Genomic DNA, 14,922 nt, shown 5'->3' on the forward strand with positions numbered 1-14,922 from the left:
TCGTGCCGTCCTTCGTCACCAATCTCTGGCAGCTGCTCGCCGGGCCGCGCTTCGGAGGCCTGCTGCGGCGGCTCTGGGCGATGATGGTCGCCATCGCGGTCGGGACCGTGGCGAGCACCGGGCTGATCGCAGGCGCCAAGGGGCCGGGACCCGCGAGCGCTCTCGGTGCGGCGCTGGTGATCTACGCGGTGATCGGCTTGGCCGGCTTCGCGGTCCGGGTGCCCGCCCGCACGGAGTCCTGGCTGTCGCCCGTCATCGGGCTCGTCACCGGCCTCGTCACGGGGGCGACCGGGGTCTTCGTGATTCCGGCGGTGCCCTACCTCCAGGCGCTGGGCCTCGACCGGGACCAGCTGATCCAGGCCCTCGGCCTGTCCTTCACGGTCTCGACCGTGGCGCTCGCCGCCGGCCTCGCGCGGGAGGGGGTGCTGCCGCTCGCGGCCGGAGCCGCCTCCCTCGTCACCCTGGCGCCGGCGCTTCTCGGCATGGCCGCGGGGCAGTGGCTGCGCGGGCGCGTCTCCGCCCCGACCTTCCGCCGCGCCTTCCTGATCGGCCTCCTGCTGCTCGGCGCGCACTTGGCCTCGCGGCCGTGGCTGTAGGCTACTCGTCCTCGTCGTCGAGGGGACGCAGGATCTGCATCCGGCGGCCCATCGGGTCCTCGAGGGTGGAGCGGCGCATGACCAGGAAGCCGCCATCCTGCGCCCGGCGGATCCGGTCGGCGCGGGAATCGACCCAGAGGTCGACGTCGCGATCGCCGGACATGTCCGGCGGGAGCGGGCGGGCGATCCGCATGGCCGGCGTCTCCGGCGGCATCCGGACGGCGAGGGACCGGCGGGCAAGGGCCTGACGGGGCGCCGCCATGACGACCGGCCGGCTGCCGGGACGCGCCGCGACCCGGTCTCGCCGCTCGGCCTTGCGCCGCGCGAGCGCCGGGCGCTCCGCCATCCGCGGCCGGGACGCGGTCCTCACGGGCTTCTTGATCGGTGATGGCGATGCCGCGCGCGGGGACGTCGCGGCGGCGTGTTCGCCGGAGGGGGCAGGCTTTCCCGCTTCCGTGCCGGCGGGCTTCGCCGGCGGGTCGCTCCACGGGCGGGACGCGGCCGGGTCCTGTGCCCGTGCCGGCGGCGCGCACAGGACACCGAGCAGGAAAGCGAGGCCGACCGAGCGGCGCATCCCGTCACGCATGATCGCACCTCCGGATCGGCAGGCACGGCCTGCCCGGCTCCTCGGTTTCCGCGGCTCGACGTGACGCCGCGCGACGGTCGTCGCAACCTGACCGTGTTAGGTGAAGGTAGCGGGGGCCAGGGGTGGCGTCCATGCGCGACGACGAGGAATCCACCAGCCTGTCGCCCGTGGCCGGATCCGGGGCCGGTATGTGGCGCGTCGTCCGAGCAGATTTCGCAGAAGGAGCTTCCGGTTTTACGACAAGAATCCGCGACGAAACAACAACCTCGGCGGAGTTGCGCTGGCCTGCCGACGCAAGTCCAATGAGGTCCCGGAAGCGCGAGGGAACTTCGTTAACCATCCCGCGTTTGTGCGCCGGCATGACGACCCGCACCCGCCGGGCCCGCCGCTTGCCACCGCAGCGGCATGATCTCTCCGGGACCTAACCCAATGATCCAGTTCGGCACGAAGGTGTCCGTGACGGCACGGGCCGCGACCGTCGCTGCGTCATACGAGGCCAAGTTGCGCCAGGCTGCGATGGTGCTCACCCTGGCGGTCGGCGTGCCGCTCGTCCTGGCCTGGTTCGGCCTGATCGGCTGGAGCGTGGTCTGGCTCGCCCGCAGCGCGCTGGACCTGTCGGTGAGCGCCCTGGCGCTCTGACCCGGCGGGACGGCTTCGGGAGCAACCCGGTCCGGCGCGGCCCGCGGGTTGCAGGGGCGCCGGAGCGATGCCAGGACATGGCATCCGCCCGCTTGCCCGGAGTGCCCGCCATGCCGTCCATCGATCTCAATTCGGACCTCGGCGAGGGTTTCGGCGATTACCGCTGCGGCGACGACGCGGCGATGCTGGAGGTCGTCACCTCGGCCAACGTCGCCTGCGGCCTGCACGCGGGCGATCCCGAGATCATGGCCCGCACCTTCGCCATCGCCCGCGAGCGCGGCGTCGCGGTCGGCGCCCATCCCGGCTATCCGGACCTCTGGGGCTTCGGCCGCCGGATCCTGCCCTTCACCCCCGGCGAGGTCGAGCGCCTGGTCGCCTTCCAGGTCGGCGCGGCGGCCGGGCTCGCGGCCTATGCCGGCCACCGCGTCACCTACGTCAAGGCGCATGGGGCGCTCGCCAATCTCGCGGCGGTGGAGCGGGAGGTGGCGGATGCCATCGCCAGGGCCGTCAAGGCGGTCGATCCGTCCCTGTCCCTGCTCGCCATCGCGCTGACGGCCCAGGTCGCGGCCGGCGAGGCGCAGGGGCTCGACGTGCACCAGGAGATCTTCGCCGACCGCGGCTACACCGAGGCCGGGTTCCTGATCCCCCGCGGCCAGCCGGGCGCCCTGATCACCGACGAGGCGGAGGCCGCCGAGCGGGTGCTCGCCATGGTGCAGGAGGGGGCGATCATCGCGGCGAGCGGCCGGCGCCTGCCGACGCCGATCCGCTCGGTCTGCGTCCACGGCGATTCCGCCCATGCGGTCGCCACCGCCCGGGCCGTGCGCGCGAGGCTCGAAGGCGCCGGCGTGCGCCTCGCGCCGTTCCGGGCCTGATCCGATGGAGAGCCCCCGCCTCCTCGATGCCGGCGAGGCCGCCCTGGTGGCGGAGTTCGGCGCCACCGTCGATCCCGCCATCCACGACCGCGTGCTCGCCCTCGACGACGCACTCCGCTCCGCGCCGCCCGAGGGACTGCGCGAGACGGTGCCGACCTACCGCTCGCTGATGATCCACTACGACCCCCTGGTCCTCGACCGCGACGACCTCGCTGCGCGGGTGCTGGCGCTGGCGGCGCAGCCCGCCTCGGCCCGGGCCGGCGCGACACTTTGGACGCTGCCCTGCTGCTACGATCCGGCCTGTGCCGAGGATATCGGTGCCGTGGCGCAGGCAACGGGCTTGAGCGTCGAGCGCGTCGCAGCGCTCCATGCCGGGGCCGAGTACCGGGTCTACATGTACGGCTTCGCCCCGGGCTTCGCCTATCTCGGCGGCCTGCCGACGGAGCTGGCCGTCTCGCGCCGCGCCACGCCGCGCCCGCCGCATCCGGCCAACGCGCTCCTGATCGGCGGGGGGCTGGCTGCCGTCGGCACCTTCCCGATGCCGACGGGCTGGTACGTGATCGGCCGCACGCCGGAGCGGCTCTACGCGCCGCACCGGCCCGATCCGTTCCCGGTCGCGGTCGGCGACACGCTCCGCTTCGAGCCCATCGACCCCGCCACCTTCGCGGATCTCGAACGCCGCGCCGCATCCGGCGAGATCGTCGCCCAGCGCCGGGAGGCCGCATGACCCCGCGTCTCAGCATCCTCTCGGCCGGTCCCGGCGTGACGCTGCAGGATGGCGGCCGCCACGGCTACCTGCGCTACGGCATCACCGCCGCCGGGCCGATGGACCCGCTGGCGCACGCCACCGCCAACCGGGCGCTCGGCAACCCGCCCGGCGCCACCGCCCTGGAAGTCTCGCTGGGCGGCGTCGAGGTGACGGCGGAGGGCGGACCGCTCGGGATCGCGCTCGCCGGCGGCGAGTTCCGGATCAGCCTCGACGGCGCGCCCCTGCCGCCGTCCTGCGCGCTGACGCTCCAGCCCGGCAGCCATCTCGTCGTGCGGGCCGGCCGGGCCGGGGCCTGGGCGTATCTCGCCGTCGCGGGCCGGTTCGACCTAGCGCCGACCCTCGGCTCGACCGCGACCCATACCCGCTCCGCCTTCGGCGGCCTCGACGGGCGGGCGCTCCGGGCCGGCGACCGGCTGACGATCGCGGAAGGCCGCCCCGGCCCGGCCGATCCCCACGCCCTGGTGGCGCCCTGGCTCGCCCGCCCGCCGGAGGAGATCCGGGTGGTGCTGGGCCCGCAGGACGATTTTTTCGGTGACGACCAGATCGCCGCCTTCCTGGCCGGGCCCTGGACGGTGACGACCAAGGGCGACCGGATGGCCTGCTTCCTCGACGGCACGCCGCTCACCCATGCCAAGGGCTACAACATCGTCTCGGACGGCATCGCCATGGGGGCGATCCAGGTGCCGGGGGAGGGCTGGCCGATCGTCCTGATGGCCGACCGGCAATCCACCGGCGGCTACCCGAAGATCGCGACCGTGATCGGCCCGGATCTCGGGCGGCTCGCTCAGGCACAGGGCGGCACGCGGATCCGCTTCCGGGCGGTGGACCGCGCCGAAGCGATCGCGGCGCGGCGGACGGAGGCGCAGGGCTTAGCCGGACCGGTGGCGATGGAGCCGCTGATCCGCACCGATTTCAGCGCCGAGTTCCTGCTCGGGCGCAACCTGATCGGCGGGGTGGTGGATGGGGCTCACGCCCCGTCGTAGATCGGGAACCGGCGGCAGAGCGCCAGGACCTCCTCGCGGATCGCCGCCAGCCCGGCCTCGTCGTGGGGCGCCGCCACCACCCGGGCGATCCAGCGGCCGACCTGCCGGAATTCCTGTGCGCCGAAACCCCGTGCCGTCCCGGCATTCGAGGACAGGCGCAGGCCCGAGGGCGCCTCGGGCGGGCGGGTGTCGAACGGGATCTGGTTCTTGTTGACCGCGAGGCCCGCCGCCTCCAGGGCCTTGGCCGCGACATCCCCGGTCACGCCCTGGGGCGAGAGGTCGACCAGCATCAGCCCGCAATCGGTGCCGCCGGCGACAAGCCGCATCCCGGATTCCGCGACGCTCTCGGCGAGCGCCCTCGCATTGTCGAGGACCGCCCGGTTGTAGGTGGCGAATTCGGGCCGCAGGGCCTCGCCGAAGCAGGCGGCCTTGGCGGCGACGCCGTGCATCATCACCGAGCCCTGCACGCCCGGGAAGATCCCGTAGTTGATCTTGTCCGACAGGGCGGGGTCGTTCCACAGGACCAGCCCGCCCCGGGCGCCGCGCAGGGACTTGTAGGTGGTCGAGGTCACCACGTGGGCGTGCGGGAAGGGGTGGGGATGGAGCCCGGTGGCGACGAGGCCGGCGAAATGCGCCATGTCGACCAGGAGCAGCGCCCCGACCTCGTCGGCGATGGCGCGCAAGCCTGCGAAATCGAGGGCGCGGGCATAGGCCGAGCCGCCGGCGACGATCATCTTAGGGCGGTGCTCGCGGGCGAGGCGGGCGACCGAGTCCAGTTCCACCCGCTCGCTGTCGCGTTCCACGCCGTAGCGCACGATGGTGTAGTCGCGCCCCGTCAGGGTCGCCGGGTGGCCGTGGCTGATATGGCCGCCGGCCTCGACGCCCATCGACAGGATCGTGTCGCCGAGTTCGAGCAGCCCGAGGAACACGCCCGCATTGGCGTTCGAGCCCGAATGGGGCTGCACGTTGGCGAAGCGGCAGCCGAACAGGCGCGTCGCCCGGGTCACTGCCAGGGCCTCGATCGCGTCGGCATGCTCGGCGCCGCCGTAATAGCGGGCGTAGGCCAGGCCCTCGACGGTCTTGTTGGTGAGGACCGAGCCCTGCGCCTCCAGCACCAGCCGCGAGACGATGTTCTCCGAGGCGATCAGCTCGATCCCGTCCCGCTGCCGCGCGAGCTCGCCGCGGATCGAGGCGGCGAGCTCGGGGTCGGCATCGAGGCCCTGGTCGAAATAGCCGTCGTGGAGGAGGCGCATGGGAGGGTGTCCGTCGGTGGCGGGAGCCCAGTGTCGGGCTTGCGGCGGCGGCCGGCAAACGGGATAAGCTTGACGTGAGGCCAAGCTTTTCTTGGTCTCGGATTGTCTTGGCCTCGACGATGTGAGCCTCGCGATGGATCCGGCCGGCCGGGCGGCTCCGCCCTCGCTCAATGCCCTGCGGGCCTTCGAGGCGGCGGCGCGCCATGGCGGCTACGCGGCGGCGGCCCGGGAACTCCACGTGACCCCGGCGGCGATCGGCGCCCAGGTGAAGGGGCTGGAGGCCTGGCTCGGCCGCCCGCTCTTCCACCGCCGGCCGAACGGCCTGTGCCTGACCGCTGAGGGGAGGGCGGTGCTGCCCTCCCTGACCGCGGCCTTCGATGCGGTGAACCATGCCGTGCGGGTGATGCGCGCGGTCGGCCGGCCGCGCAGCCTGACGCTCGCCGCCCTGCCCTGCATCGCCCAGCTCTGGCTCGCGCCCCGGTTGCCCGCCCTGCAAGCCGCCTTCGATCTCGACGTCGCGATCCTGACCCGGGACGACCCGCCGGACTATCTTCGCGAGCCGGTCGATCTCGGCCTGTATTTCGGCGAGGCCGCGCCCGCCGGCTGCACCTCCGTGGTGCTGGCCCGGGACGACCTGTTTCCGGTCTGCGCCCCCGCCCTGGCGGCGTCCTTGCGCGATCCGCGGGACCTCGCCGGGGCGACGCTGCTGCACGATTCGGTCTGGCGCGAGGACTGGCCGCGCTGGCTGAGCGCCCACGGTGCCGGCGCCCTGCGCCCGGCGCGGGAGGCGGCGTTCTCGCTCTACGGCATCGCGCTGGACGCGGCGCTCGCCGGCCACGGCGTGCTCATCGGGCACAGCGCCCTAGTGGCCGAGGCGCTGGCGGCGGGGCGGCTCGTCGCGCCGTTCGGGGAAAGGATGGTGGCGGGAGCGCCGCTGCGGCTGATCGTGCCGGAGGGCGGGGAGGGGGACGGCTGGCGGGGGTGATCCGGTGGTTGGGAGGGGAGCGGTCGGAATCCGAGCGGCCGGAGCGTGCGAGCGGCCGCTGAGGGCCGGCGAGCACAACCATGCCTAAGCGGCGAGGGACGTCGCGGAATCGTGTGCGCTTGCCATGCATGTTCTGACACAGGCACGGGCCAGTGCCTCCGTGGCATCCACCAGCACGGTGCGCAGCGCCCCCTCTTCGGCCGCAAGCGCGACGGGGATCTCGGTACAAGCCATCACGACCTGACGACAGCCGGTGGAAACCAGCGCCATGGCTTGTGCCCGCAGGATCTCCGTGGCCTCGGCGAGTTGCCCGGCCTTCACCAATCGAATCGCACGCATCACCTCGGCCTGACCGGCCGCATCGGGCATCCGGCAAGTGATGCCCCTGTGGGCCAGACGCTCCTGGTAGATGCCCGCCTCGACCGTGCCGCTGGTCGCCAGCACGCCCAGGCCGCCGCCATCGGACTCGGTGAGCATCTCGGCGACGGCGTCGACAATGTGCAGGACGCGCACAGGCGTCATGGCTTGCAGGGCGGCGTGCCAGTGATGGGCCGTGTTGCAGGGTATGGCGACGCAGGTGACGCCCGCCGCCTCCAGCCGTCGCAGGGCATCCACCATGGCGGGCAACGGATCGGGGCCCTCGCCGAGGATCGCGGCGGTGCGGTCCGGGATATTGGCGGCCGAACAAACGACCATCTGGAGGTGGTCTTGATCGCGGGCGGCTGGCGTATTCCGGACGACCTTGCCCATGAAATCGACGGTCGCCATCGGACCCATTCCACCGAGAACACCAAGCATCGCGACCTCCTGTTGCCGGGCAGGATGCGCAGCGTCCGACACCGGGTCCAATGCCATGTCAGCCTAGGTTATTCCGCTCCCGCATAGTTTCCGCGATCACGCCCGACGCCTCCCAAACCCCCGCAACCGCGGGGCGACGATGTCCGCCGTTGCGATAGAGGCGGACTTCGAGAACGGTTTCCGCGCCGGAGGCGATCAACTCGCCGGCTTCCAACTCCCGGGTCACGAGGCTGCGCGGCAACCACGCGATCCCGTGCCCTTCCAGCACCATGAACTTCAACGCCTCGGCCATGGCGTTCTCGTTGATGTGCGAGGTCGTAGGAGACGGCCCCCCTGCCTGCGCTTGCGCCAGGATCGCGATGCGCCCGAGGAACGAACTCTTGGAGTAGCTGAGCACCGGGAGCGTCGCGGGATCCTCGGTCCGCAAGGCGCTGCGCACGGCGACGAGACTGTCGTAGCCGACGACGCGATACGGGAAAATCTCGGGATCGAGCGGCAGCGGAACGCCGGGATGGTAGAACGTGAGCAGGAAATCGTAGCCGCCCTCGACGATGGCCTGGAGACAGGCATGGAAATTGTCCGGGAGCAGGCGGCTGTCGAGCGGCCCCGTAAACGCCTCGACCTGGCGAAACCAGCGCGGAAAGAATGCCAGCGCGAGCGTGTGGAGCGCGGCGACGGTCACGGTTCGGGTGCTCGGACGGTTCTTCGCTTGCAAGGACGCTCGGCTACCGTGGATCATCCTCACCGCCTCTTCGGCGGTCTCGCGGAATTCCCGGCCCTCGGGCGTCAATGTGGTCGGATAGGTGCTGCGGTCGATGAGCGCGACGCCGAGCCACGCTTCGAGGGCCTGGATGCGGCGGCTGAACGCCGACTGCGTCACGTGACGCTCCTCCGCCGAACGGGAGAAGCTGCCGGTTCGGGCGAGGGTGGCAAAGTCCTCGAGCCACTTCAGTTCCATGACCGTGCCAGCCTACCACCGCGCATCGGCCGAGTCCGGGGTCGCGCGGAACGACCGAAATGGGTCGAAGCTGTGTGAACACTCGAAAGCCATGGACGAATTTCTCCTCGGACACCCCTGGCCGATCGACGGCATCGGCACCCCGGCCGCATCGCAGCGGCCGTTCGGAACACTCGAGTGATGGTGGCGTGGAGGATTGTTCGGATTCTTCGGCGTGCGTTCGAGAGCCTGTTTGAGCGGATCGGTCTGATCAAAGCCGAAACGGATCATGGGATATCCCATCCTTCCACCTCATCCTGAGGTGTTGGCGATCAGAGATCGCACGCGATCGGAGATCGACTGACCTCGAAGGAGGCTCCCAGAAGCCTCCGCGATCCCTGGAGCCCTCCTTCGAGGTCAGCCGATTTTCAATCGGCTAACACCTCAGGATGAGGTGGAAGGGTAGGATATCTCCTGATTCCTCTGCGTTTTTGTCAAATCACTCTGCTCGAACAGGCTCTGAGATTTCACATTTTCGGTCGGAAGCAGACCCGCGCTGACCGACCGGACAGATTCAGCCGCCCGCCACCCCCACCTCCGGCAACGGCGCCTCCACCTCCGCCACGACACCCCCCGGCCGATACGCGACTTCCGCCGTGCCGCCGATCTCGGCGGCCAGCACCCGCTCGATCATCCGCGAGCCGAACCCGCGTCGGCTCGGGGCCGCGACCGGCGGGCCGCCCGTCTCCTCCCAGCGCAGCCGGAGCAGACCGTCGCCGGTCACCTCCCAGCCGAGATGCACCCGTCCCTCCTCGGTCGAGAGCGCGCCGTACTTGACCGCGTTGGTCGCCAGTTCGTGCAGGGCCATCACGAAGGCCAGCGCCAGCCGGGGCGGCAGGCGGACGGGCGGCCCGTCGATCCGGAAGCGCTGGCCGGCGCCGGTGCGGAACGGGCGCAAGGCCTCCTCGACGATCTCCGCCAGGGTGGCCCCCTCCCAACTCTCGCGGGTCAGGACGTCGTGGGCGGCGGAGAGCGATTGCAGGCGGGCGTTGAAGGCGGTGCGGGCCTCGGGCAACGAGGTCGCGTGGGTCAGGGTCTGGTTGGCGATCGACTGGATCGTCGCCATCGAGTTCTTCACCCGGTGGTTCAGCTCCTCGGCGAGCAGGGCCCGGTGCTCCTCGCCGCGCTTGCGCTCGGTCACGTCGAGGGTCACGCCGGCCATGCTCGAGGGAACGCCGTCCGCGTCGCAGAAGGACTGGCCGCGGGCCTGGATCCAGCGCACCTCGCCGTCGGGCGTGCGGATCCGGTACTCGATGTCGTAGTCGCTCCGGGTCTCGATCGACTCGTGGACCGCCGCCTGCATCCGGTCGCGGTCCTCCGGCAGGATCGCGGCGATCAGGTCGTCGTAGGTGAACGGCGCGTCCGGCTCCCGGCCGACGATGCGCTTGCAGCTCTCGGACGCCACCAGCCGCATCTCGGCGAGGTCGAGGGTCCAAGAGCCGAGGCGCGAGGCCTTGAGGATGAAGTTCAGGCGGTCCTCGCTCCGCCGCAGGGCCTGCGTGCGCTGCGCGATCTCCCGCTCCAGGGCGTCGCGGTCGCGTTGCAGGCGCACCAGCCGGTCGCGCTCCAGCGTCACGTCGAATTGCGAGGCGAAGAAATAGGTGAGCTGCCCGGCCTCGTCGAAGACCGGCGAAACCAGCAGCCGGTTCCAGAACGCCTCGCCTGTCTTCTTGTGGTTGAGGAGGTCGATCTCGATCGGTTCCCGGCGTGCGATCGCCTCGCGGATCCGCGCGACGTCGGCAGCGTCGGTTTCGGGCCCCTGGAGGAAGCGGCAGTTGCGGCCGACGATCTCGTCCCGGGCGTAGCCGGTCAGCCGGGTGAAGGCGTCGTTGACGAAGACGATCGGGTTGTCGGGCCGGTGCGGATCGGTGATCACCATCGGCATCCGCGTCGCCCGCACGGCAGCGGCGAACGGGTCGGGGCTCGCGCCGGCCCGGGTCAGCTCGGCGGCGATGCGGCGGTCGTCGCGGGGATCGGTCACGCTTTCCGTCGCCTCCTGCGCGATACCGGACGGGTGGTCTGGATATCCTACCCCCGGCGTGATCGCCAACGGCTCGGCGTCACGCAACGTCCGCTGTTGCTGCAAAAGCGCGCATCCGGTGAGCGCAGTCCTGTTGCGGGCAATTCATTGGCTCGATCGGCGATATCGGGATCCGAAGTGGCGGAGACAATAGCCCGCGGAGCATTTTCCGGCGACGGGGCTGCCGCTCCGACGCAGGACCATGCGGGGCCATCGAAAACCGAGAGTGCCGTCCGACCGTCACGCGATCGGGCCATGCGCTACGGATGCGGCTCCGGAAAGCCGTGGCGCTCGTGCAGCGCGCGCAGGATCGCGTCCTTGTCGTCGATGAAGCGCAACCTATTGTGGCGGCCGGTGGCGAGGCCGTCCGGCGCGTCGGGGGCGAGCACCAGGAGCGGCAGCGCCTGGTGCGCCTCGCCGAGGCGATCGATGAGGGCTTGGCGCGGTCGGGGCCAGGGCAGGCGGGTCACGTCGAGGCGAGCCGCGAGATCGGGAAAGCCCGCGAGCACGCCCTCGATCAGGGCGCAGTGCCAGCAATAGAACCGGCGGCCCGGAAAAGCCGGATCGGTGAAATCCGGGGCCAGCACATAAAGATGATCGCGCAAGTCTCAGGACCTGTTCGATGGGTCTCCACGGATGTCGAACCCATCCCGTCATTCCGGGTTCCGCGTACGGAGCCCGGAACGACGGGATGGGTTTCAAGCCGGCCGGCGCCGATCCGGGGTCGTTATACCAATAGCCCAAGATGCTGACGCATCGGGCCATTGAGCCATCTCGAATTTTCTATGCCAAGCCAGAGGCTTGACGAAAATTCGAGAACGGAACCAAAGGTCGTTTCCAACGACCGTTGGTATTACATCCCCGGCCCCGCCCAGCCGAACAGGCCGGCGAATACGAACCCGATCCCGACCATCGCCACGCCCCAGACCGGCGTGCGGATCCACGGGAGGCCGAGGCCGTAGATCGGCAGGTAGAGGAGCCGGGCCCAGAAATAGAGTTCCGCTCCCCACGCCACCGCGCCGCCCTGCCGGCCCGACACCGCGGCGGCCAGAACCAGGGCGGCGAAGAGCGGGAAGGTCTCGAAGAAATTGGCCGAGGCCCGCTTCAGCCGGGCGGCGGCGCCGGTGACCTCGCCCTCGCTCTCGCGGTTGCCCGCGGCCCAGGCCAGCCCGCCGCGCTGCCGGAGCCCGGCGGCGGAGGCCGCCATGACGTGGGCGAGGCCCAGCGCGGCCGAGAAGGCGAGGAGGCGGATCTCTTCGGTCATGGAACGTTGCTCCGGACGGGCAGGCCGGCGGCCGCGTTTGCCCCAGCTCTGATACTTGCCCCGGCTCAGATAGCGGCGCGGGCCCGCCTCGACACGGGGGAAGCGCGTGACTAAAGACACGCGGATGCATCCGCGGGCCGCCCGTGGTGCGCCCCGATATCCGCGCCCGCCCGGCCCGCCTTCCGCAGAGACGATTCTTCCCATGAGTGGCGTCAACGAGATCCGGTCCACCTTCCTGGACTACTTCGCCAAGCACGGCCACGAAGCGGTGCCGTCCTCGCCGCTGGTGCCGCGCAACGACCCGACGTTGATGTTCACCAACGCCGGCATGGTACAGTTCAAGAACGTCTTCACCGGCGTCGAGAAGCGGCCCTACCAGCGCGCCGTCACGGCCCAGAAATGCGTGCGCGCCGGCGGCAAGCACAACGACCTCGACAATGTCGGGTACACCGCGCGCCACCACACCTTCTTCGAGATGCTGGGCAACTTCTCGTTCGGCGACTATTTCAAGCCGCTGGCGATCGAGCTGGCCTGGAACCTCGTCACCAAGGAATTCGGGCTCTCGCCCGAGAAGCTGCTGGTCACGGTCTACGCCGACGACGAGGATGCCGCCACCCTGTGGCGCAAGATCGCCGGCTTCTCCGACGACCGCATCATCCGCATCGGCACCTCCGACAATTTCTGGCAGATGGGCGATACCGGCCCCTGCGGGCCGTGCTCCGAGATCTTCATCGACCAGGGCCCGGAGCTGTGGGGCGGCCCGCCCGGCAGCCCGGAGGAGGACGGCGACCGCTTCCTCGAATTCTGGAACCTCGTGTTCATGCAGTACGAGCAGATCGAGCCGGGCAACCGGGTCGACCTGCCGCGGCCCTCGATCGATACCGGCATGGGCCTCGAGCGCATGGCGGCGATCCTGCAGGGCGTGAAGAGCAACTACGACACGGATCTGTTCCGCAGCCTGATCGACGCCGTGGCGCACCAGGTCGGCCGGGCGCCCGAGGGCAAGCAGACGGCATCCTACCGGGTGATCGCCGATCACCTGCGCGCCTCGTCCTTCCTCGTCGCCGACGGCGTGCTGCCGAGCAACGAGGGCCGCGGCTACGTGCTGCGCCGGATCATGCGCCGCGCGATGCGCCACGCCCAGCTCCTCGGCTCCCGCGACCCGATGATGTACCGGCTGGTTCCGACGCTGGTGCGCGAGATGGGCCAGGCCTATCCCGAGCTTGCCCGGGCCGAGAGCCTGATCGCCGAGACCCTGCGCCTCGAGGAGACCCGCTTCCGCCGCACCCTGGAGCGCGGCCTGTCGATCCTCGACGCCGAGACCCGCGACCTGTCGGAAGGCGGGAGCCTGTCGGGCGAGACCGCCTTCACCCTCTACGACACCTACGGCTTCCCCCTCGACCTGACCCAGGACGCGCTCAAGTCCCGCGGCATCACGGTCGACACCGACGGCTTCACGGCCGCGATGCAGCGCCAGCGCGAGGCGGCACGGGCGGCCTGGACCGGCTCGGGCGAGGCCGCCACCGAGACCCTGTGGTACGGCTTGCGTGAGCGCACCGGCGCCACCGAGTTCCTCGGCTACGATACCGAAGAGGCCGAGGCGGTCGTCACCGCGCTGGTGCGCGGCGGCGCCGAGGTCGAGGCGATCCGGGCCGGCGAGGAGGGTCTCCTCGTCGTCACCCAGACGCCGTTCTACGGCGAATCCGGCGGCCAGGTCGGCGATACCGGTGCCATTACGGGCCAGGGCCTCAAGGCGCGCGTCACCGCGACCGAGAAGAAGCTCGGCGACCTCTTCGTCCACCACGTCGCGGTGGAGGAGGGGAGCCTGACCCTCAATCAGCCGGTCGAGCTGAAGGTCGATCACGGGCGCCGCTCCGCGATCCGCGCCAACCACTCGGCCACCCACCTGCTGCACGAGGCCCTGCGCCAGGTGCTCGGCGACCACGTCGCCCAGAAGGGCTCCCTCGTCGCCCCCGAGCGCCTGCGCTTCGACATCAGCCACCCGAAGCCGATCGAGGCCGAGGAGCTGGCCCGGGTCGAGGAGATCGCCAACCGGGTGCTGCTCCAGAACGAGCCGGTGGTGACGAAGCTGATGGCGGTCGACGACGCCATCGCGTCGGGCGCCCGCGCGCTGTTCGGCGAAAAGTACGGCGAGGAGGTGCGGGTCGTCTCGATGGGCCGCGACCGGGCCGCCGACGGCCGGGCCAAGACCTTCTCGGTCGAGTTGTGCGGCGGCACCCATGTCGGGCGCACCGGGGATATCGGCCTGGTGACGGTGCTGGCCGAGAGCGCGGTCGGCGCCGGGGTGCGCCGGATCGAGGCGATGACGGGTGACGCCGCCCGCCGCCACCTCGCCGGGGAGAGCCGCCAGCTCGCGGCGATCGCCGCCCTGCTCAAGGCGCCGGTGTCCGAGGCGCCCGAGCGCCTGGCCACCCTCCTCGACGAACGCCGCCGGATGGAACGGGAGCTCTCCGACGCCCGCCGCAAGATCGCCATGGGCGGGGCTGCGGCCGGCGGCGGCGACGACGGCGTGCGCGAGGTCGCCGGCACCAAGCTGATGGCCCGCGTCGTGCAAGGGGTCGAGATGCGCGACCTCAAGAGCCTCGCCGACGAGGGCAAGAAGCGGCTCGGCTCCGGGATCGTGGCGATCGTCGGGGTGGCGCCGGACGGCAAGGCCGGCCTCGTCGTCGGCGTGACCGAGGACCTGACCGGCCGCTTCGACGCCGTCGCCCTGGTGCGGGCGGGGTCGGAGCGGCTCGGCGGCAAGGGCGGCGGCGGACGCCGCGACATGGCCCAGGCGGGCGGCCCCGACGGAGCGGCCGCCGAGGCCGCCCTGGAGGCGATCGCGGCATCCCTCGCGGCCGTGTGAGGCTGAAGAAGGGTCGGGCCTGCGAGCAGGCCCGGCCGCGGCCGGCGAGGGTCCGCGCGGCCTCCCGCGCCAACGTATAGGGCGACCTGTCGGGACATCGTTTCGAAGGTCTGCCCGTCCGTCCGAAAATTCCGTCGCGCGCCGACCGATGCGATGCCCCCGTTTGTGCAGGGCTGTACGCACGCCTATTGCCCATCGCCGGATCCAGTCTGCGGCCGATCTTGCTCACCTCGCGCCGGCGAAGTAGAGCCTGCGGGGATGCGGCCCGCGGCAGGTCCGGCCGACGCCGTT

At 71.2% G+C, this 14,922-nt stretch carries 15 protein-coding genes (1 of these 15 only partly in view); 7 read left to right on the forward strand and 8 right to left on the reverse strand.

The genetic code is table 11. The features are described 5' to 3' along the window. Window positions 1–596: the 3' portion of a sulfite exporter TauE/SafE family protein gene (locus tag F1D61_RS19495; protein ID WP_246775415.1), read on the forward strand. 169 nt of this gene lie to the left of the window's left edge; 596 of the gene's 765 nt are visible here — the last part of the coding sequence; its start codon lies beyond the left edge, outside the window; the stop codon is at window positions 594–596. 1 nt (window position 597) lies between these two features. Here F1D61_RS19495 and F1D61_RS19500 read toward each other — a convergent pair whose 3' ends face one another. Further along, window positions 598–1,182: a hypothetical protein gene (locus tag F1D61_RS19500; RefSeq protein ID WP_203153329.1), complete on the reverse strand. Its 585-nt coding sequence runs from the start codon at window positions 1,180–1,182 to the stop codon at window positions 598–600. Window positions 1,183–1,611: 429 nt separating this feature from the next. On the opposite strand from F1D61_RS19500, the gene F1D61_RS19505 reads away from it, so the two are divergent. The 4 genes from F1D61_RS19505 to F1D61_RS19520 all read left to right on the forward strand — a co-directional run bounded on the left by F1D61_RS19505 (window position 1,612) and on the right by F1D61_RS19520 (window position 4,445). Continuing rightward, entirely contained in the window at window positions 1,612–1,821 is a 210-nt protein-coding gene (locus F1D61_RS19505) for a hypothetical protein (RefSeq protein WP_246775416.1), read from the forward strand. A 110-nt stretch (window positions 1,822–1,931) separates the two neighbouring features. Beyond that, window positions 1,932–2,693, forward strand: a complete 762-nt coding sequence (locus F1D61_RS19510) for a 5-oxoprolinase subunit PxpA (RefSeq protein WP_203153331.1) — start codon at window positions 1,932–1,934, stop codon at window positions 2,691–2,693. Between the two features lie 4 nt (window positions 2,694–2,697). Continuing rightward, entirely contained in the window at window positions 2,698–3,420 is a 723-nt protein-coding gene (locus F1D61_RS19515; protein WP_203153333.1) for a 5-oxoprolinase subunit B family protein, read from the forward strand. Beyond that, window positions 3,417–4,445 carry a biotin-dependent carboxyltransferase family protein gene (locus F1D61_RS19520; protein WP_203153340.1) on the forward strand — a complete coding sequence of 343 codons (1,029 nt, stop codon included), beginning with the start codon at window positions 3,417–3,419 and terminating at the stop codon, window positions 4,443–4,445. The genes F1D61_RS19515 and F1D61_RS19520 overlap by 4 nt, the downstream gene beginning before the upstream one ends. Here F1D61_RS19520 and glyA read toward each other — a convergent pair. Continuing rightward, complete coding sequence (gene glyA / locus F1D61_RS19525) at window positions 4,430–5,698, reverse strand: serine hydroxymethyltransferase (RefSeq protein WP_203153342.1); 1,269 nt, start codon at window positions 5,696–5,698, stop codon at window positions 4,430–4,432. The genes F1D61_RS19520 and glyA overlap by 16 nt on opposite strands. 133 nt (window positions 5,699–5,831) lie before the next feature. On the opposite strand from glyA, the gene F1D61_RS19530 reads away from it, so the two are divergent. Then, window positions 5,832–6,683, forward strand: coding sequence for a LysR substrate-binding domain-containing protein (locus F1D61_RS19530; RefSeq protein ID WP_203153344.1), 852 nt, complete (start codon window positions 5,832–5,834; stop codon window positions 6,681–6,683). 84 nt (window positions 6,684–6,767) lie between these two features. On the opposite strand, the gene F1D61_RS19535 is transcribed toward F1D61_RS19530, so the two are convergent. The 6 genes from F1D61_RS19535 to F1D61_RS19560 all read right to left on the reverse strand — a co-directional run bounded on the left by F1D61_RS19535 (window position 6,768) and on the right by F1D61_RS19560 (window position 11,762). Then, on the reverse strand, window positions 6,768–7,538 hold the full coding sequence (locus F1D61_RS19535; protein ID WP_432443155.1) for an aspartate/glutamate racemase family protein: 771 nt from the start codon (window positions 7,536–7,538) through the stop codon (window positions 6,768–6,770). A gap of 1 nt (window position 7,539) precedes the next feature. Further along, window positions 7,540–8,439 carry a LysR family transcriptional regulator gene (locus F1D61_RS19540; protein WP_203153346.1) on the reverse strand — a complete coding sequence of 300 codons (900 nt, stop codon included), beginning with the start codon at window positions 8,437–8,439 and terminating at the stop codon, window positions 7,540–7,542. Between the two features lie 12 nt (window positions 8,440–8,451). Next, on the reverse strand, window positions 8,452–8,709 hold the full coding sequence (locus F1D61_RS19545; RefSeq protein ID WP_203153348.1) for a hypothetical protein: 258 nt from the start codon (window positions 8,707–8,709) through the stop codon (window positions 8,452–8,454). 283 nt (window positions 8,710–8,992) lie between these two features. Beyond that, window positions 8,993–10,459, reverse strand: coding sequence for an HWE histidine kinase domain-containing protein (locus F1D61_RS19550; protein WP_203153357.1), 1,467 nt, complete (start codon window positions 10,457–10,459; stop codon window positions 8,993–8,995). Window positions 10,460–10,758: 299 nt separating this feature from the next. Then, on the reverse strand, window positions 10,759–11,103 hold the full coding sequence (locus F1D61_RS19555; protein ID WP_203153359.1) for a DUF3088 domain-containing protein: 345 nt from the start codon (window positions 11,101–11,103) through the stop codon (window positions 10,759–10,761). Between the two features lie 248 nt (window positions 11,104–11,351). Further along, on the reverse strand, window positions 11,352–11,762 hold the full coding sequence (locus F1D61_RS19560; protein WP_203153360.1) for an MAPEG family protein: 411 nt from the start codon (window positions 11,760–11,762) through the stop codon (window positions 11,352–11,354). 202 nt (window positions 11,763–11,964) lie between these two features. Between F1D61_RS19560 and alaS the strand changes: the two genes are divergently transcribed. Beyond that, entirely contained in the window at window positions 11,965–14,631 is a 2,667-nt protein-coding gene (alaS, locus tag F1D61_RS19565; RefSeq protein WP_203153362.1) for an alanine--tRNA ligase, read from the forward strand. The last annotated feature ends 291 nt before the right edge of the window (window positions 14,632–14,922 follow it).

It is taken from the genome of Methylobacterium aquaticum (assembly GCF_016804325.1).
Lineage (GTDB): Bacteria > Pseudomonadota > Alphaproteobacteria > Rhizobiales > Beijerinckiaceae > Methylobacterium > Methylobacterium aquaticum_C.